Source organism: Microlunatus antarcticus (genome assembly GCF_014193425.1).
GTDB classification, from domain to species: Bacteria; Actinomycetota; Actinomycetes; order Propionibacteriales; family Propionibacteriaceae; genus Microlunatus; species Microlunatus antarcticus.
Genome location: NZ_JACHZG010000001.1, coordinates 515,866 through 539,032, shown reverse-complemented (window position 1 = coordinate 539,032; position 23,167 = coordinate 515,866). Strand labels below are relative to the sequence as shown.

Below are 23,167 nucleotides of genomic sequence, written 5' to 3'. Positions count from 1 at the left end.
GGGCCGACGTATCAGCCCGCGCTCCCGTCCCTCCTCACCCTCAGGACGCGCGTACCGGCGGTCAGAGGGGAGCCGCCGGCACGCGCTCCTCCCACGTCGCGGGCCGGCTCTCGAGGGCTCGCGGGCGTCCGCCCGGCGCGCTCGGTCGATCACGTCGTCTTCAGGTGACGGACAGCCTCCCGGGCTACCGTGGTCGCCATGTCGAACGAGCAGGGCCCGCTTCCCCCTCGCGAACGGCTGAGCGCGGGGACGGCCTTCAAGGCCGGCTTCTTCGGCGCCTTCGGCGTCGCCGTCTTCTCCCTGCTGCTCACGCTGGTCGTCGGCGTGGTCGCCCTCGTCCTCGCCGCTCTCGGCGTCCTGCCCGGTGTGGCCCAGCTCTTCCAGACCGTCACCGGTCCGTAGCGCCACCCGCCCCGCCGGAGCGGTGGAGGGCCAGCGGGAAGGTCAGCACGAACTGGGCCCCGCCGCCCGGGGCGTCCGTCACGGCGACGGTCCCGCCGTGCTGGCGCACCACCGACTCGGTGATCGACAGGCCGAGACCCGTGCCCGGCGTCGCGCGCGAGGCCTCCGAGCGGAAGAACCGGTCGAACACGAAGGGCCGCTCCTCCTCCGAGACCCCGCCGCCCTCGTCGCCGATCCGCACCTCGTGCCCCTTGAGCGACACCGAGACGGTGCCGCCCGGCGGGGAGTACTTGACCGCGTTGTCCAGGACGTTGGTGAAGGCACGGGCCAGCAGATCGGCGTCCCCGTGCAGGCGGACCGGGTCCAGGTGCACCGCCCAGCCCAGGCCGGGGGCACGCATGCTGACCCGGTCGACCGCCTCGTCGAGCACCGCCGCCAGGTCGACCTCGTGAAAGTCCGTGGGCGCGCGGTCCTCGCGGGTCAGGCCGATCAGGTCGGAGACGAGCGCGGAGAACTCGACGAGCTGCGCGCGGACGTCCCGCATGATCGTGAGCCGGTCGGCGGGGTCGAGCATCGCGCGGTCGGTGTCGGCGGCCAGCAGCTCGATGTTGGTGCGCAGGCTGGTCAGGGGCGTCCGCAGCTCGTGCCCCGCGTCGGCGACGAAGCGGGCCTGCCGCGTCCGGGAGACCTTGACCGTGTCGAGCAGGTGGTTGAAGGCCACGCCGAGGCGGCCCAGCTCGTCGTTCCGCGCGATCGTCACCGGCGTCAGGTCGTCCTCGGCCGCACGTTGCTCGACCTCGGCGGTCAGCTCCCGCACCGGGGCGACCCCGGCCCGCGCCACGCGGCGTCCGACGACCCCCGCCACCGCCACCGCCACGACCCCGCACACGAGCAGGCCCATGGCCAGGGCCATCAGGATCTGCTGCGTCCCGGCCATCGGGCGCCCCACGAGCAGCGCCGTGCCCGGCTCCGCGCCGAGCGGGACGACCCGGACGCGGTAGAGCGCGCCGGCGTCCGTCGTCGCCGAGTGCGTGTACGCGTCCCGGAGGCCCCCGGCGACGGCCACGTCCCCGGCCTGCACCGGCACGACGTCGGGCGTCGTCCCCCGCAGCACCGACCCGTCGGCGCGGACGACCGCGGTCACGATGGTGCTCAGGCCGGGTGCGGTGCTCACGAACCGCTCGAGGTCCGCCGGCCCAGGAGCCGGACCGAGGTCGGCGAGCGCCATGTCGGAGGCCCGCAGGAGGGCGTCGTCCGCGGCGTTGAACGCGGCGGCGCGGGACGCGAGGTAGCCACCGAGACCGGTGACCAGGACGGCGAGCGCGACGATCAGCAGCGTGAACCGCCCGACGCGACGCTGCAGCGACGGACCGAGGGTGAGGCGGAGGCATCGGCGACCCGCGGCGGCCAGGGCAGCCGGGACCGGACGAGCCGTCCGGGCCGACCGGACGGACGCAGGCGCCCCCTCCGCGGTCACAGGCCGAGCTGCACCCGGACGACGTCGGACAGACGCTGCGCGACGGTGTCGGCCACGTCGTACGACTCGGCCTCCACCATCACGCGGACGAGCGCCTCGGTGCCGGACGAGCGCAGCAGCACCCGGCCCTGGTCCCCGAGCTCGGCCTCGGCCTCGGCGACGGCCGCCAGCAGCCCGGGGTCGGTGCCCGCGCGGGCCTTGTCGACGCCGGAGACGTTCACCAGGACCTGCGGCAGGCGGTTCATCACGGCCGCGAGGTCGGCCAGGCTGCGGCCGGTGGTCGCCATCCGGCTCGCCAGGTGCAGGGCGGTCAGCACGCCGTCCCCGGTGGTGGCGTGCTCGGACATGATCACGTGCCCGGACTGCTCGCCGCCCAGGGTGTGGCTCCCGACCTTCATCGCCTCGAGGACGTAGCGGTCGCCGACGGCGGTCTGCTCGACGGCGATGCCGGAGCGGCGCATGGAGTGCAGGAAGCCGAGGTTGCTCATCACCGTGGCCACGACGGTGTCGTTCTTGAGCCGGCCGTCCTCGTGCATCGCGAGGGCCAGCACGGCCAGGATCTGGTCGCCGTCGACGATCCGGCCGTCCGCGTCCACCGCGAGGCAACGGTCCGCGTCGCCGTCGAGCGCGATGCCGAGGTCGGCCCCGTGCTCCAGCACCGCGGACCGCAACGAGTCCATGTGGGTGGACCCGCAGTTCTCGTTGATGTTGAGGCCGTCGGGCGTCGCGTGGATCCGGACGACCTCGGCCCCCTGGGCCTCGAAGGCGGCGGGGCCGGCGACGTACGCGGCGCCGTTCGCGCAGTCGAGGACGACCTTGAGGCCGTGCAGGCTGACCGGCGTGCCGACGCTGTTGACCAGGTGCGCGACGTAGGTCTCCACGAGGGAGTAGTCGTCGCGGACGCGGCCGACGCCGCCACCCGTGGGGCGGGCCCAGGGCTCACGGAGCCGGGCCTCGATGGCGTCCTCGACGGTGTCGTCGAGCTTGACGCCGCCGCGGGCGAAGAACTTGATGCCGTTGTCGGGCATCGGGTTGTGGCTGGCCGACAGCATGACGCCGAGGTCGGCCTGCTGCTGACCGGTCAGGAACGCGACCCCCGGGGTCGGCACGACGCCCAAGCGGACGACGTCGACCCCGGCGCTGGCCAGCCCGGCCACGACCGCGGCCTCCAGGAACTCCCCGGAGGCACGCGGGTCGCGGCCCACGACCGCGAACGGCCGGTGCCCGCTGAACTCGCCGGCCTCGCCCAGCACGTGGGCGGCGGCGACGGCGAGGTCCAGCGAGAGCTCGGCGGTCAGCTCGTCGTTCGCACGACCACGCACCCCGTCGGTGCCGAAGAGACGACCCACGGGATCAGCGTGCCAGACGCGAGGACGACACGGCGGCCGCGACGAGCGCGATCAGCGCTTGCTGTACTGAGGAGCCTTGCGGGCCTTCTTGAGACCGGCCTTCTTGCGCTCCTTGATCCGCGCGTCGCGGGTCAGCATCCCGGCCTTCTTCAGGGCCGGACGGCTGGCCTCCTCGTCGACGAAGTTGAGGCAGCGGGCGATCCCGAGACGCAGCGCGCCGGCCTGGCCGGTGACGCCGCCGCCGTGGATGCGGGCGATGACGTCGTACGAGCCGGTGACCGCAGCGGTGCCGAAGGGCTCGGCCACGATCTGCTGGTGCACCTTGTTCGGGAAGTAGTTCTCGAGGTCGCGGCCGTTGATGGTCCACTGACCGCTGCCCGGGACGATGCGCACGCGGGCGATCGCCTCCTTGCGGCGGCCGGTGGCACCGGCCGGGGCGACGACGGCCGGGCGGTTGCCGGTGCCCGTCGAGCCCGGGTTGGCCTCGGAGCGGTAGGCGATCTCGCGGTCACCCTCGGTGATGGGGGCGATCTCGGTGGCGGTTTCGGTCACGTTCTGGGGTGTCCTTAAGAAGCTCGGTGGTGCGGTCTGTGCTGCGGCTGCTCAGCGATGAGGCTGAACGGTGCTACTGGGCGACCTGGGTGATCGCGTACGCCTGCGGCTGCTGGGCCGAGTGCGGGTGCTCGGGGCCGGAGTAGACCTTGAGCTTCTTGATGAGCTGGCGGCTGAGCCGGTTCTTGGGGAGCATGCCCCACACCGCGAGCTCGACGACCTTGCGCGGGTCACGGGCGAGCAGCTCGCCCGCCGGGACCGACTTCAGACCACCCGGGCGACCCGAGTGGCGGTGGTACATCTTGTCGGTTCCCTTGCTGCCCCCGAGAGAGATCTTCGAGGCGTTGACCACGACGACGAAGTCGCCGCCGTCCATGTGCGGCGCGAAGGTCGCCTTGTGCTTGCCGCGCAGCAGCGTGGCGACCTGGACGGCGAGCCGACCGAGGACGACGTCAGACGCGTCGATGACGTGCCAGTCCCTCGTGAGGTCACCTGGCTTCGGGCTGAACGTCTTGTTGTCGTTCGGGGACAAGGTCGTGGACCAGCTCTCGGATCAGTGGGTGGATCGATCGTTCTTACGGTGCGGTTCGTGCGGTTCTCGTGGCGGTTCGGCCGTGCTCGCGCGTCCCCAGGCACCAGGCCGGGCACGGCTCGAACACGTGCGCGGACGCAACGACCCATCAGGTTACCCGCGCTCTCCGCAGCCGGTCAAAACCACGACGGAACGAGCCCGGAACCGCACCGCCCGGGCCCCCGAGGTGGTGGGGATCACCCCTCCTGGGCGCCGACCGCCCTTCACCGATATTCGGACGTCCTTCTAGATTGGGCCCATGACCGACGTGTCCACGACCGACGCCGCCCTGGACCTCACGCCCCAGCAGCCTGCCCTCGACGACCAGACCTCCGACGACACCGGGCCCGCCGGGAACGGTGGCCGCGACACCCTGACCGTGACGGACAACCGGACGGGCCAGACGTACGAGCTGGAGATCACCGACGGCACCATCCGCGCCGCGGACCTCAAGCAGATCAACGCCGACGGGGAGGGCCTCGCGACCTACGACCCCGGCTTCGTCAACACGGCCTCCTGCCGCAGCGCCGTCACCTTCATCGACGGCGACGCGGGGATCCTGGAGTACCGCGGCTACCCGATCGAGCAGCTGGCCGAGCACTCGACGTTCCTCGAGGTCGCGTACCTCCTGCTGAACGGCGACCTGCCCACCGAGGCCGAGCTCGAGGAGTGGGTGCACCAGATCACGATCCACACGTTCCTCCACGAGAACGTGAAGCAGCTCATGCAGGGCTACCGCTACGACGCGCACCCGATGGGCATGCTCATGTCGTCGGTGAGCGCGCTGTCGACCTTCTACCCCGACGCGGTCAAGATCGCCGACGTCGACAACCGCCAGCTGCAGATCACCCGGCTCATCGCCAAGATGCCGACGCTCGGCGCCTTCGCCTTCCGCCACGCGCAGGGCAAGCCGTACGTCTACCCCGACAACCGGCTGTCCTACGTCGAGAACTTCCTCGCCATGCTCTTCAAGATGAGCGAGCCGACCTACGCGGCCGACCCCCGCCTGGTCAAGGCGCTCGACATCCTGCTGATCCTGCACGCCGACCACGAGCAGAACTGCTCGACCAACGCGGTCCGCTCCGTCGGCTCGTCGCAGGTCGACCCGTACTCCGCGGTGGCCGCCGGCATCGGCGCCCTCTACGGCCCGCTGCACGGCGGGGCGAACGAGGCCGTCCTCAAGATGCTGCGCCGGATCGGGTCCGTCGACCAGATCCCCGCCTTCATCGAGGGCGTCAAGGCCGGCAAGGAGAAGCTGATGGGCTTCGGGCACCGGGTCTACAAGAACTTCGACCCGCGCGCGACCATCATCAAGAAGGCCTGCGACGACGTCTTCGCGGTCACCGGGGTCAACCCGCTGCTCGAGATCGCGCAGGAGCTGGAGCGGATCGCGCTGGAGGACGAGTACTTCGTCAAGCGCAAGCTCTACCCCAACGTCGACTTCTACTCGGGCCTGATCTACGAGGCGCTGCAGTTCCCGCCGGAGATGTTCACGGTCCTCTTCGCGATCGGCCGCACGCCGGGCTGGCTCGCGCAGTGGTCGGAGCTGGTGCAGGACAAGGAGCAGAAGATCGCCCGGCCGAAGCAGATCTACACCGGCCACCGCACCCGCGAGTTCGTGCCGATGGCGGAGCGGTAGGGCCCGGAGCGAGGTCCAGGAGCCGGTCGGACGCGTGGTGACGCCCGACCGGCTCAGCTACGCCCGCCTGGTGAAGGCGGCGCTGGTCGGCGCACTGCTCGGCCTGGTCTTCGACGTGGCGGTCACGCAGCTGACCGGCGGCAGCACGTTCTCGCTCGCGCGACTGCCGTCGATCGTGGCGTCCGGCGTCGTCGGCTTCGCCGGCGGTTGGCTGTTCGAGGTGTTCAAGGCGCAGACCGAGGTGACCGACGGCGCCGTCCGTGCGGTCGCCGCGCTCGAGCGTGACGTCGCCCGGCTGACGCGTCGGCTGGGCTTCGCCGACCAGGCGCTGGGCATGCTCATGGACGCGCCACGCCACCACGCGGCGCTGGACGAGCTGATCACGGCGTCCATGAAGGACAAGTTCCGCAGCATCCCCGACGTCGGCGTCGCGTCCTACCTACGGGTGCTGGAGCTCGCGATCGACCACGCCGCCCGCTACGAGGGCGTGCACACCTCCGGCTTCCGCTGGTACCGCGACACCGACGCCGGGCACTACCTCGACGGCCTCCGCGACAAGCCCATGGGCGTGAAGACGCGGCTGCTGCTGGTCGACGACGCCGACCTCGACGCGATGGAGGCCGACCTCGCCGACGACGACGTGATGACGTACTACTGGCGTCACACCGGCGACGTCGACACGTACTGGATGAGCACGGGCGACTTCCGGACCGCCTTCCCGGGCCGCGACCTCCCCCGCGACTGCGCCTTCTACGACCGCCAGCTCTACGTGGCGTACGACGAGCCCAAGCTGGTGCTCCGCTTCGACGTCCTCGACCCGGGCAACGAGATGGCCCGGCTCTTCGACGACCTGCGCGAGCTCAGCGCCCGGCACGCCCCCACGCTCCACCGGGTCGCCCGGCCCGCCTGAGGCCAGCCGCCCCGTCCTCCTGCGGCCGGGGCCGGCGGTCACAGCCGCACCACAGGTCGGCCCCAGACGTCGCATAGCCGACCTCACCAAGATCACGGCGAGCCCCGGGACCGTCCGCGTCCCGTCACGAGCAGAACGAGGACGCAGCCGTGCGCCGAGCCCGCCCCACGAACGCCCGCCCCCGACGCCGTCGGCTCTGGCTGGTCGTCGCGGCGGCCGCGGTCGTCCTGGTGGGCGGCGGCGGCGCCCTGGCCTGGAGCCTGACCCGGGCGAGCACGACGCCGGCCGCCACCGAGCGGACCGTGACGCTCGCCCAGGAGACGGTCAAGGAGACGGTCGGGGCGACCGGGACCGTGGAACCCGCCCGCCGCGCGGACCTCTCCTTCGGCGCCGCCGGCACCGTGACGTCGGTGAAGGTGGCCGTCGGCGACCAGGTCGCCAAGGGCGACGTGCTGGCCACGCTGGACGACGACGACCTCCAGGCCGACCTCGACGCGGCGCAGGCCGACCTGGAGTCCGCGCAGGACGACCTCACCACCGCCGAGGACGACGACGACACGACAGCGGCGGAGCTGAGCGCGGCGAAGGCGAAGGTGGCGGTCGACGAGAGCACCGTCTCCACCGCCGAGACCGCCCGGGACGCAGCCAGGCTTCGCGCCACGTTCGCGGGGACGGTGGCCGAGGTCGGGGTGGCCAAGGGCGACACGGTCGGCTCCGGCTCGGCGTCCTCCGGCTCGGGCTCCTCCGGCTCCTCCGGCACGGGCACCACCGGCACGACCACCGCCGCGGTGACGGTCATCTCGACCGACCGCTACACCGTCGCCGCCGGTGTCGGCAGCGCCGACCTGGCCAAGGTCAAGAAGGGCCTGCAGGCCCAGATCACCACGAGCGGCTCGACCTCGACCGTCTTCGGCACCGTGTCGTCGGTGGCCGTCATGGCCTCGACCTCCGGCTCGACGAGCGCCGGGACCGGAACGGCCGCCGGCAGCGCGACGTTCCCGGTCGTGATCACCGTGACCGGGACCCGCAAGGACCTGTACGCGGGCGCCACGGCCACGGTGTCGATCATCGTCAGCCAGCGTGACGACGTGCTGACCGTGCCCACCGCGGCGGTCTCCAGCGCCAACGGCCAGACCGTGGTCACCCGGCTCGTCGGCACGCAGAAGGTCGCCACCCCGGTCACGCTCGGCACGAGCTACGGCGCCACGACCGAGGTGACGCAGGGCCTCGCCGCGGGCGACCAGGTCGTCGTGACGGTCCCCGGCCGGGCCGCGGGCGGGAACGCGTCCGGCCGCAGCAGCGCCGGCTCGGGTGGCTTCGGCGGCACGGGGAACGGGACCGGCGGCTTCGGCGGCGGCGTCCCGGGTGGTCAGCCGGGCGCGGGCACGGGGAACGGCACCGGCGGGGGGACCCGGTGACGCCGGACGCCGTCGTGTCGCTCGAGGCGGTCAGCAAGACGTACGCGACCGGGGCCGCGGAGGTGCACGCCCTGCGCGGGGTCACGCTGCGCATCGACCGCGGCGAGTACGTGGCGGTGATCGGGCCCTCGGGCTCGGGCAAGTCGACGCTGATGAACATCCTCGGCTGCCTCGACGTCGCCACGTCCGGGCGCTACAAGCTGAACGGCGTCGACGTCGAGGACCTGTCGGAGACCGAGCTGGCGGCCGTGCGCAACACCCACATCGGCTTCGTGTTCCAGCAGTTCAACCTGCTGCCGACCCTGTCGGCCTGGCGCAACGTCGAGCTCCCGCTCGTGTACGCCGGCGTCGGGCGCGCCGAGCGGCGGGAGCGGGCGCAGCAGGCGCTCGGCCGGGTCGGCCTCGCCGAGCGGGTCGACCACCGTCCCAGCGAGCTCTCCGGCGGCCAGCAGCAGCGGGTGGCGATCGCCCGCGCGCTGGTCACCGACCCCGCGCTGATCCTGGCCGACGAGCCGACCGGCAACCTCGACTCGCGCTCCAGCGAGGACGTCATGGCGCTGCTCGACGAGCTGCACGCGTCGGGCCGCACGATCGTGCTGATCACCCACGACCTCGAAGTCGCCGCCGCGGCGGGACGTTCCGTGACGGTCCGTGACGGCGAGCTCGTCGGGGCCGCCGCGCCGCTGGTGGGGTTCCGCGCGTGAGCACCCCCGCGCTCCACCCGCCCCGCGTCCGGGCGGGTGAGACCCTCGGGATCGCCCTGGAGTCGGTCCGCACGCACCGCATGCGCTCGCTGCTGACCGTGCTCGGGATCTGGATCGGCATCGCCTCCGTCACCCTCACCGTCGGTCTCGGCCAGGGTGCCCAGGCCCAGGTCGCGGCGCAGATCGACAGCCTGGGCAGCAACCTGCTCGTGGTCTCCCCCGGCAGCTCGACGACCGGCGGCGTCCGCGGCGGGCGCGGCACCGCGACGACCCTGACGACTGCGGACGCCACGGCCCTGGCCGACCCCGCCGTCGCCCCGGACATCGCCCACGTGGCCCCGGTCCGGACCAGCTCGAGCGTCCTCACCCAGGGCACCACCACGTGGACGACCACGGTCACGGCGACGACGCCGGACTGGCTGGGCGTGCGCGCCCGGACGCTCAGCGCCGGCCGCTTCCTCACCGCCGCCGACGAGACGACCGCGGCCCACGTCCTGGTCCTGGGCGACACGACGGTGTCCGAGCTCGGGCTGCGGACGGGGGTCGGCAGCACCGTCACGCTCGGCGGGACCGCGTTCACCGTCGTCGGGGTGCTGGCCGCGAGCGGCTCGACCGGCACGACCGACGAGGACGACCTCGCCGTCACGCCGATGAGCACCGCCGACCAGGTGGTCGGCTCGACCACCACCGGCTCCGTGTCGTCGATCTACCTCGAGGCCGCCTCGGGCGACCGGCTCTCTGCGGCCTACCAGGAGGCGTACGCCGCCCTGGCGACCCGGCACGACACCGGCGCCACGGGCACGGCGGGGACGGGCACGACGGGGACGCGGGCGGGGACCACCACGACCGGCGGGACCGGCGGGACGACCGGCACCGTCGACTTCTCGATCACCAGCCAGCAGTCCCTGGTCCAGGCCGCGACCGCGACGTCGAAGACCCTGACGATCCTGCTCGCCGGCGTCGCCGGCATCTCGCTCCTGGTCGGCGGGATCGGGGTCATGAACATCATGCTGGTCTCGGTCTCCGAGCGGATCCGCGAGATCGGCCTGCGCAAGGCCCTCGGCGCGCCACCGGCGCTCATCCGCCGCCAGTTCCTGGCCGAGGCCTGCCTGCTGAGCCTGGCCGGCGGCGTCCTCGGGCTCGGCACCGGCTACCTCGGCGCCTGGCTGCTGCCGGCGCTCATCGGGCAGCCCGTGACGATCTCGCTGCCCGCCTCGTTCGGCGCGCTCGGGGTTGCGCTCGCCGTCGGGGTCGTGGCCGGCGTCTACCCCGCCTCCCGCGCCGCCCGCCTCGCCCCTATCGACGCGCTCCGCAGCGACTGACGCGCCACCCTCCGCTCCGCCCCCTCTGCGCAACCCCAGGAGAACCATGTCCGTCCGTACGCCCACCCGCCCGGCGATGCTCGCCGCCGCCCTCACCGCCGGCCTCGCCCTCGCGCTCGCGGGGTGCAGCAGCCCGGGCACCAGCACCGCCGGAGCCGACCCGTCCGGCGGGGCCGCCTCGGGTCAACGCGCGGGCGGCCAGCGTCAGCCGGGGGTGTCCGGGCTGATCGCCGCGGTGTCGGGCACGACGCTCCAGGTGCAGAGCACGACGGAGCAGACGGCCGTGACCTACACGGACAAGACGACGTTCAGCGAGACGAAGACCGCCAAGGCGTCGGACCTGGCCAGCGGGCTCTGCGCCACGGTCCGGACCGCGGAGGCCGCCGCCGGTGCCACGCCGGCGACCACGGTGGCGGCGTCGTCGGTCACGCTCAGCCCCGCCGTCGACGGGTCGTGCCCGGGCGGGGCGGGCGGCGCCCGGCCGGCGGGCGCACCCTCGGGGGCGGCTCCGTCCGGGGCGCCGTCGGGTGCCGCTCCGGGCGGCACGGCACCGTCGGGAGCGCCCTCCGGCGCCGCCGGGTTCGGCCGCGGGACCAGCGGCCGGGTCAGCTCGGTCGACGGCTCGAGCTTCGTGGTCGCCGAGACCCGCCCGGGCGCGAGCACCACGACCGACGTCACCGTGACCACGACCTCGGCCACCACCTGGTCGCAGGTCGCGAAGGCCAGCGCCAAGGCGGCGACGGTCGGCCGCTGCGCGACGGCTACGGGCACCACCAACGGCACCGGCGCCCTGACCGCCACGACCGTCCGGCTGAGCGCACCGACCTCCGACGGCACCTGCGCCACGTTCGGCGGCGGCCGCGGTGGTCAGGGCGGGCAGCCGGGCCAGGGCGGGCAGCCCGCCGGCGGGAGCACCGCGAATGGCTGACCGCGTCGCCGTCCGCCGGGGTCTGCGCTGGGGGGTGCCGGCCGTCCTCGTGCTGGCCGTCGTCGTCTGGTTCGCGGTGCGGGCCGGGACGGCCTCCGGCGCCGAGGCCGACCGGTACGCCACCACGACAGTCGGCACCGGCTCGGTCACGCAGACGTACGCGGGCAGCGGCACGGTCGCGCAGGTGAAGGAGGCCACGGCCACCTTCCCGGTGTCCGGCGCGGTCACGAAGGTGGACGTCGCCGTCGGCGACCACGTCGAGGTCGGCGACGCCCTCGCGAGCATCGACGACACCGCGCTCGAGACGGCCGAGCTCGAGGCCGAGCAGACGCTGACCGAGGCGCAGGTCGCGCTGGAGGACGCCCAGGACGCGGCCGACGCCTCGGCCAGCGCTTCCGCCTCGGCCAGCGCCTCGGCTTCGGCCAGCGCCTCCCCGAGCGCCGCGCGGTCGAGCGCGACCCGGAGCACCTCCTCCTCGCCGGGCGGAGGCACACCCACCCGCTCGCCCACACCGACCCCCACGCCGACGGCGACCGCCACCCCGACCGGCGGGACGGGAGGCGGTGGTTCCGGGACGGGTGGTTCCGGGACGGGTGGTTCCGGGGGTGGAGCCCTCCCGGCCGCCTCGCTCCCCACGCTGGCCAGGAACGTCGTCAAGGCGCAGGCGGCGCTGACGCAGGTCGAGCACACGGCCGCCCTCCAGCTCGCGGAGCAGCAGAAGGCCTGCACGCCGCTCTCCGTCACCCCGAGCCCCTCGGGCTCGCCCAGCGCGTCGGGCTCCGCGAGCCCGTCGTCCTCGGCGACCCCGACGGGTTCGGCGAACCCGACCGCGTCGGCAACCCCCACGGGTTCGGCGACCCCCACCGCGTCGGCCACACCCACGGGCTCGGCGACGCCGTCGAGCAGCGCGACGCCCACGTCGGGGGCGACCCCGACCGAGACGCTGACGCTGTCCCCGGTGGCCTCGGTCGACGCCAGGACGCTCGCACGCTGCATCGCCGCGGTCGTCACGCTGCAGCAGACCCAGCAGTCCGACGCGAGCCGCCGCACCGCGTACGACACCGCCGTCAACGCCCTCGTCACCGCCGCGTCGAGCCAGGGTCAGGGCTCGAGCCCGGGCTCGGGGACCGGCTCGGGCTCGACCGGTGGGTCCGGCGGTGGGAACGGTGGGAGCGGTTCGACCGGCGGTGGGAGCACGCCCACCCGCACGCCGTCGACCGGCACCGGGTCGACCGGCGCCGGGTCGACCGCCGCCACCGGTCAGAGCAGCGCGACCGGCACCTCCGGGCGCACCGGCCAGACCACGACCGTCGCCTCGGCCGAGGCCGCGGTGACCAAGGCCCAGCTCGCGCTCGACTCCGCGCAGGCCCAGCTCGAGGCCGCGACGATGACCGCCCCGATCAGCGGGACGGTCGCGGACGTGCCGTTCGCCCAAGGCGACACCGCCGGTTCGGGCGACACGGTGACCGTCGTCGGGTCCGGCGCGGTGTCGGTGCAGATGGCCGTGCCCGAGGCGTCGTTCCGGCTCCTGAAGGTGGGCCAGGCCGTCGCCCTCACGACGCCCGGCGGTGGTCAGGCCAGCGGCAAGGTCACCCAGCGGGGCCTGCTGCCCGACACGTCCACGACGACGACGACGTACCCCGTCACGGTCACCGCCTCGGGCAAGGCCGCACGCACCCTGCCGACCGGCGCCACGGCCTCGCTCGCGGTGACCGTGGCCAGCGCGGAGGACGCGACCGTCGTGCCCGTGTCCGCCCTGACCCGCAGCGGCAGCACGGGGACCGTCCAGGTCCTGGCCGGCGGGGTCGTCACCCGCAAGCCGGTGACGCTCGGCGTTGTCGGCACCAGCACCGTCCAGGTGACCGACGGCGTGACGCCCGGCCAGGTGCTGGTCATCGCCGACACCACGACCGCGCTCCCGACGACGAGCGCCAACCAGGGGGCGCGGGCGTTCGCGGGCGGCGGCGCCGGTCCGGGCGCGGGTGGTGCTCCTCCGGGCGGTCGCTGACGACCGGGTCGGGTCAGCGCGTGCGCTGCACCCGGGTCTCGTCCCACACCGGCTCGTCGGAGGCGTAGACGCCACCGTCCGAGCCGAAGACCAGGAACCGGTCGAGGCTCCGGGCGAACCAGCGGTCGTGCGTGACCGCGACGACGGTGCCCTCGAAGGCGTCGAGCCCCTGCTCCAGGGCCTCGGCCGAGGCGAGGTCCAGGTTGTCGGTCGGCTCGTCGAGCAGGAGCAGCGTCGCCCCCGACAGCTCCAGCAGCAGGATCTGGAACCGGGCCTGCTGGCCCCCCGACAGCGACTCGAAGCCCTGCTCCGCCGCGTGCGCCAGCTCGTAGCGGTCGAGCTTGCGCGACGCCAGCTCGCGCCCCATCCCCTGCCGGTGGTCGTCGCCGCGGTGCAGGATCTCGAGCAGCGTGCGGCCGGCCAGCTCCGGGTGCGCGTGGGTCTGCGCGAACCACCCCGGGCGTACGCGGGCGCCGAGCCGGGCCTGCCCCGTGTGCGCCACCGGCGCAATGTCGAGCCACTCGACGGGCTCGTGCTCGCGGTCGGGCAGGCTGCCGCCGAGCGCCAGCAGGCGCAGGAAGTGCGACTTGCCCGACCCGTTCGAGCCCAGCACGCCCACCCGGTCGCCGAACCAGATCTCGGTGCTGAACCGCCGCATCAGCCCGGTCAGCTCGAGGTCCTCGACGACGACCGCGCGCTTGCCGGTCCGTCCGCCCGAGAGCCGCATCGACACCTGCTGCTCGAGCGGGATCGCCTGCGGGGGGCCCGCCTCCTCGAACTTCGCCAGCCGCGTCCGCGCCGCCTGCAGCCGGCTGGCCAGCCCGTCGTTGAACTCGGCCTTGATCTTGTACATCTGCACGAGGTCCTTGAGCTTGGTGTGCTCCTCGTCCCAGCGCCGGCGCAGCTCCTCCAGCCGCGCGGAACGGTCGGCGCGCGCCGTCGCGAACGTGGCGAACCCGCCGTGGTGCACCCACACCGTGTTGCCCGCGGCGCCCAGCTCGAGCGCGGCGATCGCGGTGGCGGACTCGGCCAGCAGCTCCCGGTCGTGGCTGACCATGAGGACCGTCTTCGGCGTCGCCCGCAGCTGCGCCTCGAGCCAGCGCTTGCCCGGCACGTCGAGGTAGTTGTCCGGCTCGTCGAGCAGCAGCACCTGGTCGGGCCCGGACAGCAGGGCCTCGAGCGCGAGCCGCTTCTGCTCCCCGCCGGACAGGGTCCGCACCTCGCGGTAGCGGGCGCGGTCGTACGGGATCCCGAGCGCGGAGGTGCAGCAGGAGTCGAAGCGCACCTCGGCCTCGTAGCCGCCGGCGTCGGCGTACTCCGAGAGCGCGGTGGCGTAGCGCATCTGGACGGGTTCGGTGTCGTCCTCCATCAGCTCGAGCTCGTACGCGTCCACCGCCGCGGCGGCCTCGCGCAGCCGCGTCGGCGCGAGGGAGAAGAGCAGGTCGGCCACGGTCGAGGAGTCGCGGATCGACCCGATGAACTGGCGCATCACGCCGAGCCCGCCGCTGCGGCTCAGGGTGCCGTCGGTCGCGTCCAGGTCGCCCGAGACGATGCGCAGCAGCGTGGTCTTGCCGGCGCCGTTCGGCCCGACGAGGGCGACCACGGCGCCGTCCCCCACCCGGAACGACACGTCGTCGAGCAGCCTCCGACCGTCCGGGAGGTCGTAGCCGACGCCCGAGAGCTCCACGTGTCCCACGGGCGGAGCGTAGACGGGCGGGCCCGCGTCGGCACCCCTGATTCCAAGGGCGCCGGGGCGCTCAGGCGGCGAGCAGGAGGGCCAGGGCGGCCGTGTCGGCGTTCCCGGCGGGGTCGATGCCGCCCCGGCTGATCAGCTGGGTGACCGTGCCGTCGACGTCGGCCTGGACCCAGGCGGCGCGGTGGTCGAGCCCGAGGTGCGGCAGGCCCGGCAGGAACACGCAGCCGGAGGCGACCTCGTAGTCGGGCAGCGTGCGCGGGGTGCTCCGCGGCGGGTGCAGGACGACGAGGCCGGGCGGCGTCGCCTCGGCGAACTGGCCCGGACGCAGCGGGTGCTCGCCGACCAGGGAGCCCTCGGCCACGACGAGCCCGACGGCCCCGGGCTGCGGGTCCTCGGGCAGCTCCTCGCGGATGCGGAAGACGGTGCTCGCGCCGAGCAGGCCCGGCACGGCGGCCATCCGGACGGCCAGCACCAGGAACTTGGCCCACTCGACCGTGTCGTCGGGCCACCGGCCGATCAGCATGAAGCCGTAGAGCGACCCGCGGGACTGCAGGGGGGCGACCTCGATCGCTCGGCGGGACGAACCCTCGTGGCCAGTCATGGAAGACCCCCTCGAACGAGCGCGGGTGCTGCGTGGAGCCACTCTGCACTCGCCCCGGACGCGATCACAAGGAAACGCTCAGGTCCGTACCGAGTTGTAACACCGCGCCTCAGCCGGGGGCCGGCAGCGTGACGAGCGCCCGGAGCCCGCCGTCCGGGCCGTCGGTGAGCACGATCTCCCCGCCCGCCCGCGCCACGAGCTCGGCCACGATCGGCAGGCCGAGGCCGGTGCCGCCCGCGTCGCGGCTGCGGGCGTCGTCGAGGCGGGCGAACCGTTCGAACACCCGGACGCGGTCCGTCGCACCGATGCCGGGGCCGTCGTCGGTCACCCGCAGGACGACGCGGCCGTCGGGCGCGACGACGGCGTCCAGGTCGACCCGCGAACCGGCGTGCCGGACCGCGTTGGAGGTGAGGTTCACGAGCACCCGCCGCAGCTCGGCCGGGTCGGCGAGCACGGTCGGGTCGCCGTCCGGCGGGAGCGCCTCGACCCGTACGCCCGCCCGTCCCGGCACGTCGGCCGCGACGTCGGCGAGCAGCGGACCCACGGCCACCGGCTCGGGGTGGGGCGGCACGGGGGCGTCCGCGCCGCTGCGGGCGAGCAGCAGGAGGTCCTCGACCAGCGCCGAGAGCCGGGCGAGCTCGGGCGTCAGCTCGGCCGGCAGGTCGCCGCCCTCCCCCAGCCGCGCCGCCACCTCGAGCTGCACCCGCATGCTCGCCAGCGGGCTGCGCAGCTCGTGCGCGGCGTCGGCCACGAACGTCCGCTGCCGCTCCCGGGCCGCGGACAGGCGGTCGAGCATCCCGTTGAGGGTCAGGGCGAGGGCGCGGATCTCGTCCGCCGCGGCGGGCACGGGCAGGCGTGCGTCGGGGTCCGCCCGGACGCCGGGCGCACCCGGCCCGCCTGCGGTGCGCCCGACCCCGATGCCGTCGGCCCCGATGCGCTCGGCCCCGGCCCGCAGCTGCTCGACCGGGCGCAGGGTGCGGCCCATGACCACCCAGGCCACCACGGCCATGACGAGCAGCACGGCCGGGAACACGACGAGCAGCCCCGTCCGCAGCGCCGAGCGGGCCGCCAGCACGTCCCCGACCTGGACGGCCACGATGACCCTGACCGGCGCGGTGGCGGGGCCGGCGGGGATGGCGCGGACCCGGAGCGGCCCGGAGGACCCGATCCGCGCGCCGTCGACCACGACCGCCTCCCCGGTGAGCGCCCGCTGCAGCTGCACCGGGGTCAGCACCGGTACGAGACGGTCGGCCCCGAGCGACGCCGCGATGACGCGCTCCTGCGCGTCGACGACCTGCACGAGCTGCGACCCGGTCGTCGGCAGCGCCTCCGGCAGCCGGCCCTCGTCCACGAGGAGGGCCACCTCGTTCGCGCTCGTCAGGGCCTCGCGGTCCAGCGTGCGGTCCGTCGAGACGGTCAGCGCCTGGTAGAAACCGGCACCGCCGACGAGCAGGGCGATCGCCACGCCCGTCACCCCGATCAGCAGCAGCCGCGTCCGCAGGCTGAGGCTGCGCGTCCGGGGCGCCCTCATCCCACGAGCCGGTAGCCCGCGCCGCGCACGGTGATCAGCCGGTCCGCCCCGATCTTGCGGCGCAGGTAGCCGACGTAGACCTCGACGGCGTTCGGCCCGGTCTCCGCCGCGGCCTCCCACACGTGGTCCAGCAGCTCGGTCTTGGTCAGCACCCGGCCGGCGTGGCGGGCCAGGTACTCCAGCAGGGCGAACTCCCGACCGGTCAGCTCCACGGGCTCGCCCGCGACGTCCACCTCGCGACTCGCCGGGTCGAGCCGCACGTCACCCACCGCGAGCACCACGGGTCGTGCGCCCGCACCGCGCCGCAGCAGGGCCCGGAGCCGCGCGAGCAGGACGACGTACGAGAACGGCTTGGTCAGGTAGTCGTCGGCCCCGTCGTCCAGCGCGTCGGCCTGGTCGTGCTCGCCGTCCTTGGCCGAGAGCATCAGCACCGGCACCCAGTTGCCGGCCGCCCGGAGCCGCCGCACGACCTCGTAGCCCGACAGCCGCGGCAGCATCACGTCCAGGACGACGACGTCGTACGCCTCCTGGCCGGCCCGCTCGAGCGCCTCGACCCCGTCACCGGCGACGTCGACCGCGAACCCGTCCGCCGTGAGCCCCTTGCGCAGCGCGGCCGTCAGCCGGGTCTCGTCGTCGACCAGCAGCAACCGCATGCCGACCAGTGTCTCCGGCGCACCCTCGGCCGCCTTCTCAGCCTCCTGACAGCGGGGTGCTTGCAGACTCTGAGCATGCGTTCGCTCACTGCTGCTCGTCCGACCCTGCGCTGGCTCGTCCCGCTCGCGGTCCTGCTCGCCGTCCTGGCCTCCTTCCTCGTCGTCAACAGCGCCAACGCCAAGGCGCCGCTCCCGACGATCTCCGCGCAGGACCTCCTCGTGAAGGTCGGCGGCGCGAAGGTCGACGGGCTCTCGGGCACCGTCGTGCAGAACGCCGACCTCGGCATCCCGGCCATCCCGGGCGGCACCGGCAGCGCCGGCGGCCAGCTGACCTCCCTGCTCTCGGGCAGCCACACCATGCGCGTGTGGACCGACGGCGCCGACAAGGCCCGCCTCGCGGTCAACGACGAGTACGCCGAGACCGACGTCGTCACCAACGGCACCGACGTGTGGACCTACGACAGCCGCGCCAAGGCGGCGACGCACACCACGCTGCCCGACGGCAGCGACCGCGCCGACCGCCAGGCCCCGGCCGGCGCCCCGCAGACGCCGCAGCAGGCCGCGCAGGAGGTCCTCGCCAAGCTCACGCCGACCACCGCCGTCCGGGTTGACCCCGACGTCACCGTCGCCGGCCAGGCCGCGTACGACCTCGTGCTGACCCCGAAGGACGGCGCGTCGCTGGTCAAGCAGGTCCGCGTCGCCGTGGACGGGGCGAACTTCGTCCCCCTGCGCGTGCAGGTCTTCGGCGCCGGTGACAAGCCCGCGCTCGACGTCGCGTACACCGACATCGCCTTCGGCCAGCCGGACGCGCGGATGTTCTCCTTCAACGCGCCCGAGGGCACCAAGGTGACCGAGAAGGCCGTGCCGGAGCGCAAGGCCCCGACGGCGGCGGAGAAGAAGGAGCTCGAGGCCCGCAAGGCCCAGGCTCAGAAGGACACCACTGTTGTCGGCACCGGCTGGAGCACGGTCGTCGTGACCAAGCTCCCGGGCGACGCCGCGAACGGCAACGAGACGCTCAAGGGCTTCCTCGGTCAGCTCAAGCCGGTCTCCGGCTCGTGGGGCACCGGGCGCGAGCTCGACGGGACCGTCGTGACCGCGATCCTCACCGACGACGGCCGGCTGGCCGTGGGTGCGGTCGGCGCGGACGTCGTCGCCGCAGCCCTCGCGCGCTGACGGGACTGACGGCGGGTAGAAGCAGAGCATGACGGCAGCACCGGTCCGTGACGGTGGCGGGGACCTCCCCGCCGCCGTCCGGACGCGTGGCCTGACCAAGCGGTTCCGCCAGCAGACGGCCGTCGGGGGGATCGACCTCGAGGTTCCGAGCGGGGCGGTCTACGGCTTCCTCGGTCCGAACGGGTCCGGCAAGACCACGACCATCCGGATGCTGCTGGGCTTGATCTCCGCGACGTCGGGGAGCATCGAGGTCCTCGGCGAGGCCATGCCCGGCGGTGCCTCCCGGACGCTGCGCCGGGTGGGCGCGCTGGTCGAGGGGCCGGCGTTCCACCCGTACCTGTCCGGCCGCGCCAACCTGGGCCGCCTCGACGCCGCCGACCCGCACAGCGACGCCCGGACGGCGCCCGCCCGGATCGACGCCGCGCTCGACCGCGTCGGGCTGCTGCCGGCCGCGACCAAGCGTTATCGCGCGTACTCGCTCGGGATGCGCCAGCGCCTCGCCATCGCCAACGCGCTGCTCGTGCCGCGCGACCTGCTGGTGCTCGACGAGCCGACCAACGGCCTCGACCCGCAGGGCACCCGCGAGGTGCGGCACCTGATCGAGGAGCTCGCCGCCGACGGCACCACCGTCCTCGTGTCGAGCCACCTGCTCAGCGAGGTCGACCAGATGTGCACCCACGTGGGCGTGATGTTCGAGGGCAAGTTGCTCACCCAGGGCCTGCTGTCGGACCTGCACGCGACGACGGCCCAGACGGTGCGCGTCGACACCGACCGGACCGAGGACGCGGCCGCGGTGCTGCGGACGCTCGGCCTGACCGACGTCCGGCTCCGCGACGACCACGTCACCGCGCTGCTCGGCGAGGTGGCCATCGAGAAGGTCGTGCCCGAGCTCGTGAACGACGGCGTGCCGGTCCTCGGCTTCGCCGTCCTGCGGCCGTCCCTGGAGGACGTGTTCGTGTCGTTGACCGGAGAGGGCTTTGATGTCAGCGGCTGAGGCCGACGTGCTGGTCACCCGTGAGCCGCCCCGTCCGGGGGTCGCGCTCCCCGGGCGGTTCCTGCGCTCGGAGCTGGCGATCGTCTTCGGCAAGCGCCGCAACCTCGTGCTCCTCGGCGTCCTCGCGGCCATCCCGGTCCTGCTCGCGATCGCGCTCAAGGTGTCGTCCGGCCCGGACGACGGCCGGGGCGGGGGCGGGCCCGGCTTCTTCGAGGCCATCACCAGCAACGGCCTGTTCGTGGCGTTCGCGGCGCTGGCCGCCACGCTCCCCCTGTTCCTGCCCCTCGCCGTCGCGGCCGCCTCGGGTGACGCCATCGCCGGCGAGGCCAACCAGGGCACGCTGCGCTACCTCCTGACCATCCCGGCCGGGCGTACGCGGCTCCTCCTGACCAAGTACGCGGCCGTCGTGATCTTCGGCCTGGTGGCCACCGCGCTCGTCGCGCTGGCCGGTGTCGTCTCCGGGCTCGCGCTCTTCGGCGGCGGCGACGTGATCCTGCTGTCCGGGACCACGACGAGCTTCGCCGACGGGGTCGGCCGGCTCGCGCTGAGCGTGCTCTACCTCAGCGCCGGCTTCGCCGCGCTGGGCGCGATCGGGCTGTTCGTCTCGACCCTGACCGAGCAGCCGATCGCCGCGATCGTGGCGACGATCGGGATCGACGTCCTGATGTTCATCCTCGACGCGATCCCCCAGCTCGCCTGGCTGCACCCGTGGCTGCTGGTCGACCACTGGTCCGCCTTCGGCGACCTGCTGCGCGACCCGATCAGCACCGACGCCATCAGCCGGGGCCTGCTGACCGCCTTGGTCTACGCGGTCGTGTTCCTGGTCGCGGCGTGGGCACGGTTCCGGTCGAAAGACATCACCTCCTAGTCCCGTCGATCGGCTCCGCGGCGCGCGCGAGAGCCGGGAGGGGCCGTGCTCGGCGCGGCGAACCTAAGATGCCTGAGTCCCGGCGCCCGTCGAGCTCGCGTCGGGCAGTGACCCGAGACGCAGGTTCGACGGACCGAGCACGGCCCCTCCCGGCGGACGTGACCACCAGCCAGCAGGAGAGACGCGACCCGTGCCCACCGACCTCCGCCCGCGACTCCACCGCGAGGTGACGTCCTTCGTCCGGCGCAGCGCGCGGATGCGGGACTCGCAGCGGCGGGCGTACGAGGCGCAGGTCGGCGGAATCGTGCTGGACGTGCCCCAGGGTGCGCTGAGGACGTCGGTCGCCGACGACGCGGCCGTCCTGGACCTGCCGGCCACGTTCGGGCGGACGGCACCGGTCGTGGTCGAGATCGGCTGCGGACCCGGCGACTCCCTCGTGCCGATGGCCCGGGCGCGCCCCGAGATCGACGTCTTGGCGTTCGAGGTCTTCGAACCGGCCGCCGCCGCCCTCGTGGCCCGGGCCGTCCGTGAGGACGTGAGCAACGTGCGCGTCGCCCCGGTCGACGCCGTGGCCGGGCTGGAACGGCTCGTGCCGGCCGGAGGGCTGGCCGAGGTCTGGACGTTCTTCCCCGACCCCTGGCCCAAGCTCAAGCACCACAAGCGCCGGCTCATCGACCCCGCCTTCGCCGACCTCGTCGCCTCGCGGCTCCGGCCGGGCGGGCTCTGGCGGCTGGCCACGGACTGGGCCGAGTACGCCGACCAGATGCGCGCCGTCGTCGGCGGCCACCCCGCCTTCGTCGCCGAGCCCGAGGAGCGCGGCGACCGGCCGGTCACCCGTTTCGAGCGGCGCGGCCTCGCCGAGGACCGCGCGATCGCCGACCTCGTCTACCGACGGGTCGCCTGACGTGCCCCGCTGGCGGCTGGACGTCGCGTACGACGGGGCCGGGTTCGCGGGCTGGGCCACCCAGCCCGGGCAGCGGACCGTCGCGGGTGAGCTCGAGCGGTGGACGACCACCGTGCTCCGCCTCGACGCGCCGGCCACCCTGGTCTGCGCGGGTCGCACCGACGCCGGCGTGCACGCCCGCGGCCAGGTCGCCCACCTCGACGTGCCCGAGGGCCTCCCCACGCCGCCCGAGGAGCTCCACCGCCGGCTGGCCCGGGTGCTCCCGCCCGACCTCGTCGTCTCCTCGGTCCGGGAGGCGCCCGCGGGCTTCGACGCGCGGTTCGCGGCGGTCTGGCGACGCTACGTCTACCGCCTCGCCGACGATCGGACACCCCGCGACCCGCTGCTGCGCGGCTTCGTGCAGGACGTCCCGGGCACGCTCGACCTCGACACGCTGGCCGCCGTGGCGCCCGCGCTGCTCGGGCTCCACGAGTTCGCCGCGTTCTGCCGGCGCCGCGAGGGCGCGACGACGATCCGTACGCTGCTCGACCTCCGCGCGGAGCGGGTCGCGGCGGGCCCGCTGGCCGGCGTGGTCGAGGTGACGGTGCGGGCGGACGCCTTCTGCCACTCGATGGTGCGCTCGCTGGTCGGCGCGCTCGTCGCCGTCGCCGACGGACGCCGGGACGGGGTGTGGCTGGCCGGGCTCCTCGACGCGTCCGCTCGCGAGCCGTCCGTGCCGGTGCTGCCGGCCCGGGGCCTCACGCTGGAGGAGGTCGGCTACCCCGCTGACGACGCGCTGGCCACCCGGTCGCGCGAAGCCCGAGCCGTACGGGAGCTCGTGTGACCTCGCCGGAGCAGCCGGAGCACTACTTCTCGGGCACGCCCGCCGGGCCGGAGCACCGCCGTCGCCTCGACGTCGAGGTGTGGGGCCGGCGGTTCGTCCTGCAGAGCGCCAACGGCGTGTTCTCCGCCGACCACCTCGACCGTGGGACCGAGATCCTGCTGCGCGAGTCCGCCCCGCCCACGGGCAGCCCGCGCGTGCTGGACCTCGGCTGCGGCTACGGACCGGTGGCCCTGGGCATCGCGTTGGCCTGCCCGGGCGCGCAGGTCGACGCCGTCGACGTCAACGAACGCGCCCTGGCGCTGTGCCGCGACAACGCGGCCGAGCTGGGCGTCGCCGACCGCGTCCGCGCCCTGCTGCCCGACCAGGTCGAGCCGGGGACGACGTACGACGAGATCTGGTCCAACCCACCGATCCGCGTCGGCAAGGAGGCGCTGCACGCGCTGCTGCTGACCTGGCTGCCCCGGCTGGCGCCGACCGGGACGGCCCGACTGGTCGTCAGCAAGAACCTGGGCGCCGACACGCTGCAGCGCTGGCTGGTCGACCAGGGCTACGGGTGCGGGCGCGCCGCGAGCAGCAAGGGCTTCCGGGTGCTGGTCGTGACGCCCGCGGCGGGCTGACCCCGGCGGCGACGGTCGGAGGGACCC

22 protein-coding genes are annotated in these 23,167 nt (G+C 74.2%); 14 read left to right on the top strand and 8 right to left on the bottom strand.

The window, feature by feature from the left end; translation table 11 throughout:
* Positions 1–198 precede the first annotated feature (198 nt).
* Entirely contained in the window at positions 199–402 is a 204-nt protein-coding gene (locus FHX39_RS02620) for a hypothetical protein (RefSeq protein WP_183336566.1), read from the top strand.
* On the opposite strand, the gene FHX39_RS21950 is transcribed toward FHX39_RS02620, so the two are convergent.
* The 4 genes from FHX39_RS21950 to rplM all read right to left on the bottom strand — a co-directional run bounded on the left by FHX39_RS21950 (position 389) and on the right by rplM (position 4,312).
* The gene (locus FHX39_RS21950) at positions 389–1,879 is read right to left on the bottom strand and encodes a sensor histidine kinase (protein WP_183336564.1); all 1,491 of its coding nucleotides are present in this window, start codon (positions 1,877–1,879) and stop codon (positions 389–391) included. The two genes, FHX39_RS02620 and FHX39_RS21950, sit on opposite strands and share 14 nt — an antisense overlap.
* Complete coding sequence (gene glmM, locus FHX39_RS02610) at positions 1,876–3,228, bottom strand: phosphoglucosamine mutase (protein ID WP_183336563.1); 1,353 nt, start codon at positions 3,226–3,228, stop codon at positions 1,876–1,878. Before glmM ends, FHX39_RS21950 begins: the two co-directional genes overlap by 4 nt.
* Positions 3,229–3,279: 51 nt before the next feature.
* Positions 3,280–3,780 carry a 30S ribosomal protein S9 gene (rpsI, locus tag FHX39_RS02605; protein WP_183336561.1) on the bottom strand — a complete coding sequence of 167 codons (501 nt, stop codon included), beginning with the start codon at positions 3,778–3,780 and terminating at the stop codon, positions 3,280–3,282.
* 73 nt (positions 3,781–3,853) lie between these two features.
* Positions 3,854–4,312 carry a 50S ribosomal protein L13 gene (gene rplM / locus FHX39_RS02600; RefSeq protein WP_183336559.1) on the bottom strand — a complete coding sequence of 153 codons (459 nt, stop codon included), beginning with the start codon at positions 4,310–4,312 and terminating at the stop codon, positions 3,854–3,856.
* A gap of 298 nt (positions 4,313–4,610) precedes the next feature.
* On the opposite strand from rplM, the gene FHX39_RS02595 reads away from it, so the two are divergent.
* From FHX39_RS02595 to FHX39_RS02565, 7 genes are all read left to right on the top strand, one after another.
* Positions 4,611–5,990: a citrate synthase gene (locus FHX39_RS02595; RefSeq protein ID WP_183336556.1), complete on the top strand. Its 1,380-nt coding sequence runs from the start codon at positions 4,611–4,613 to the stop codon at positions 5,988–5,990.
* Between the two features lie 34 nt (positions 5,991–6,024).
* Positions 6,025–6,900, top strand: a complete 876-nt coding sequence (locus FHX39_RS02590; protein ID WP_183336554.1) for a hypothetical protein — start codon at positions 6,025–6,027, stop codon at positions 6,898–6,900.
* A gap of 149 nt (positions 6,901–7,049) precedes the next feature.
* On the top strand, positions 7,050–8,318 hold the full coding sequence (locus tag FHX39_RS02585; protein WP_183336552.1) for an efflux RND transporter periplasmic adaptor subunit: 1,269 nt from the start codon (positions 7,050–7,052) through the stop codon (positions 8,316–8,318).
* A complete protein-coding gene (locus FHX39_RS02580) occupies positions 8,315–9,022 on the top strand; it encodes an ABC transporter ATP-binding protein (protein ID WP_332836637.1) in 708 nt (235 codons plus the stop codon). The genes FHX39_RS02585 and FHX39_RS02580 overlap by 4 nt, the downstream gene beginning before the upstream one ends.
* Positions 9,019–10,344, top strand: coding sequence for an ABC transporter permease (locus FHX39_RS02575; protein WP_332836636.1), 1,326 nt, complete (start codon positions 9,019–9,021; stop codon positions 10,342–10,344). Before FHX39_RS02580 ends, FHX39_RS02575 begins: the two co-directional genes overlap by 4 nt.
* Positions 10,345–10,390: 46 nt before the next feature.
* On the top strand, positions 10,391–11,272 hold the full coding sequence (locus tag FHX39_RS02570) for a DUF5666 domain-containing protein (RefSeq protein ID WP_183336550.1): 882 nt from the start codon (positions 10,391–10,393) through the stop codon (positions 11,270–11,272).
* Positions 11,265–13,280, top strand: coding sequence for an HlyD family efflux transporter periplasmic adaptor subunit (locus FHX39_RS02565; RefSeq protein WP_183336548.1), 2,016 nt, complete (start codon positions 11,265–11,267; stop codon positions 13,278–13,280). Before FHX39_RS02570 ends, FHX39_RS02565 begins: the two co-directional genes overlap by 8 nt.
* Before the next feature lie 13 nt (positions 13,281–13,293).
* Here the strand turns inward: FHX39_RS02565 and FHX39_RS02560 are convergent, their stop codons facing one another.
* The 4 genes from FHX39_RS02560 to FHX39_RS02545 all read right to left on the bottom strand — a co-directional run bounded on the left by FHX39_RS02560 (position 13,294) and on the right by FHX39_RS02545 (position 17,761).
* A complete protein-coding gene (locus tag FHX39_RS02560; RefSeq protein ID WP_183336546.1) occupies positions 13,294–14,976 on the bottom strand; it encodes an ABC-F family ATP-binding cassette domain-containing protein in 1,683 nt (560 codons plus the stop codon).
* A 61-nt stretch (positions 14,977–15,037) separates the two neighbouring features.
* Complete coding sequence (locus tag FHX39_RS02555) at positions 15,038–15,577, bottom strand: peptidase (RefSeq protein WP_183336544.1); 540 nt, start codon at positions 15,575–15,577, stop codon at positions 15,038–15,040.
* Between the two features lie 109 nt (positions 15,578–15,686).
* The gene (locus FHX39_RS02550) at positions 15,687–17,108 is read right to left on the bottom strand and encodes a sensor histidine kinase (protein WP_198423234.1); all 1,422 of its coding nucleotides are present in this window, start codon (positions 17,106–17,108) and stop codon (positions 15,687–15,689) included.
* The gene (locus FHX39_RS02545; RefSeq protein WP_183336542.1) at positions 17,105–17,761 is read right to left on the bottom strand and encodes a response regulator transcription factor; all 657 of its coding nucleotides are present in this window, start codon (positions 17,759–17,761) and stop codon (positions 17,105–17,107) included. The genes FHX39_RS02550 and FHX39_RS02545 overlap by 4 nt, the downstream gene beginning before the upstream one ends.
* Positions 17,762–17,836: 75 nt before the next feature.
* Here FHX39_RS02545 and FHX39_RS02540 point away from each other — a divergent pair, with 75 nt between their 5' ends.
* The 6 genes from FHX39_RS02540 (at position 17,837) to FHX39_RS02515 (ending at position 23,140) form a co-directional block, all read left to right on the top strand.
* Entirely contained in the window at positions 17,837–18,934 is a 1,098-nt protein-coding gene (locus tag FHX39_RS02540) for a LolA family protein (RefSeq protein ID WP_183336540.1), read from the top strand.
* Positions 18,935–18,962: 28 nt separating this feature from the next.
* Positions 18,963–19,928, top strand: coding sequence for an ABC transporter ATP-binding protein (locus FHX39_RS02535; protein ID WP_183336538.1), 966 nt, complete (start codon positions 18,963–18,965; stop codon positions 19,926–19,928).
* Positions 19,915–20,796 (top strand): ABC transporter permease, encoded by an 882-nt coding sequence (locus FHX39_RS02530; RefSeq protein WP_183336536.1) that lies wholly within the window; start codon positions 19,915–19,917, stop codon positions 20,794–20,796. Before FHX39_RS02535 ends, FHX39_RS02530 begins: the two co-directional genes overlap by 14 nt.
* A 190-nt stretch (positions 20,797–20,986) precedes the next feature.
* On the top strand, positions 20,987–21,700 hold the full coding sequence (gene trmB, locus FHX39_RS02525; RefSeq protein ID WP_332836635.1) for a tRNA (guanosine(46)-N7)-methyltransferase TrmB: 714 nt from the start codon (positions 20,987–20,989) through the stop codon (positions 21,698–21,700).
* 1 nt (position 21,701) lies between these two features.
* Positions 21,702–22,523, top strand: a complete 822-nt coding sequence (truA, locus tag FHX39_RS02520; protein WP_183336534.1) for a tRNA pseudouridine(38-40) synthase TruA — start codon at positions 21,702–21,704, stop codon at positions 22,521–22,523.
* Positions 22,520–23,140, top strand: coding sequence for a class I SAM-dependent methyltransferase (locus FHX39_RS02515; protein ID WP_183336532.1), 621 nt, complete (start codon positions 22,520–22,522; stop codon positions 23,138–23,140). The genes truA and FHX39_RS02515 overlap by 4 nt, the downstream gene beginning before the upstream one ends.
* Positions 23,141–23,167: the final 27 nt, after the last annotated feature.

What these genes read in the sequence shown, in the direction of transcription:
- FHX39_RS02620 (WP_183336566.1), top strand. Translation starts at nt 199, where the DNA reads ATGTCGAACGAGCAGGGCCCGCTTCCCCCTCGCGAACGGCTGAGCGCG.
- FHX39_RS02565 (WP_183336548.1), top strand. Translation starts at nt 11,265, where the DNA reads ATGGCTGACCGCGTCGCCGTCCGCCGGGGTCTGCGCTGGGGGGTGCCG.
- FHX39_RS02570 (WP_183336550.1), top strand. Translation starts at nt 10,391, where the DNA reads ATGTCCGTCCGTACGCCCACCCGCCCGGCGATGCTCGCCGCCGCCCTC.
- FHX39_RS02550 (WP_198423234.1), bottom strand. Translation starts at nt 17,108, where the DNA reads ATGAGGGCGCCCCGGACGCGCAGCCTCAGCCTGCGGACGCGGCTGCTG.
- FHX39_RS02540 (WP_183336540.1), top strand. Translation starts at nt 17,837, where the DNA reads ATGCGTTCGCTCACTGCTGCTCGTCCGACCCTGCGCTGGCTCGTCCCG.
- FHX39_RS02545 (WP_183336542.1), bottom strand. Translation starts at nt 17,761, where the DNA reads ATGCGGTTGCTGCTGGTCGACGACGAGACCCGGCTGACGGCCGCGCTG.
- FHX39_RS02595 (WP_183336556.1), top strand. Translation starts at nt 4,611, where the DNA reads ATGACCGACGTGTCCACGACCGACGCCGCCCTGGACCTCACGCCCCAG.
- FHX39_RS02535 (WP_183336538.1), top strand. Translation starts at nt 18,963, where the DNA reads ATGACGGCAGCACCGGTCCGTGACGGTGGCGGGGACCTCCCCGCCGCC.
- FHX39_RS02530 (WP_183336536.1), top strand. Translation starts at nt 19,915, where the DNA reads ATGTCAGCGGCTGAGGCCGACGTGCTGGTCACCCGTGAGCCGCCCCGT.
- FHX39_RS02555 (WP_183336544.1), bottom strand. Translation starts at nt 15,577, where the DNA reads ATGACTGGCCACGAGGGTTCGTCCCGCCGAGCGATCGAGGTCGCCCCC.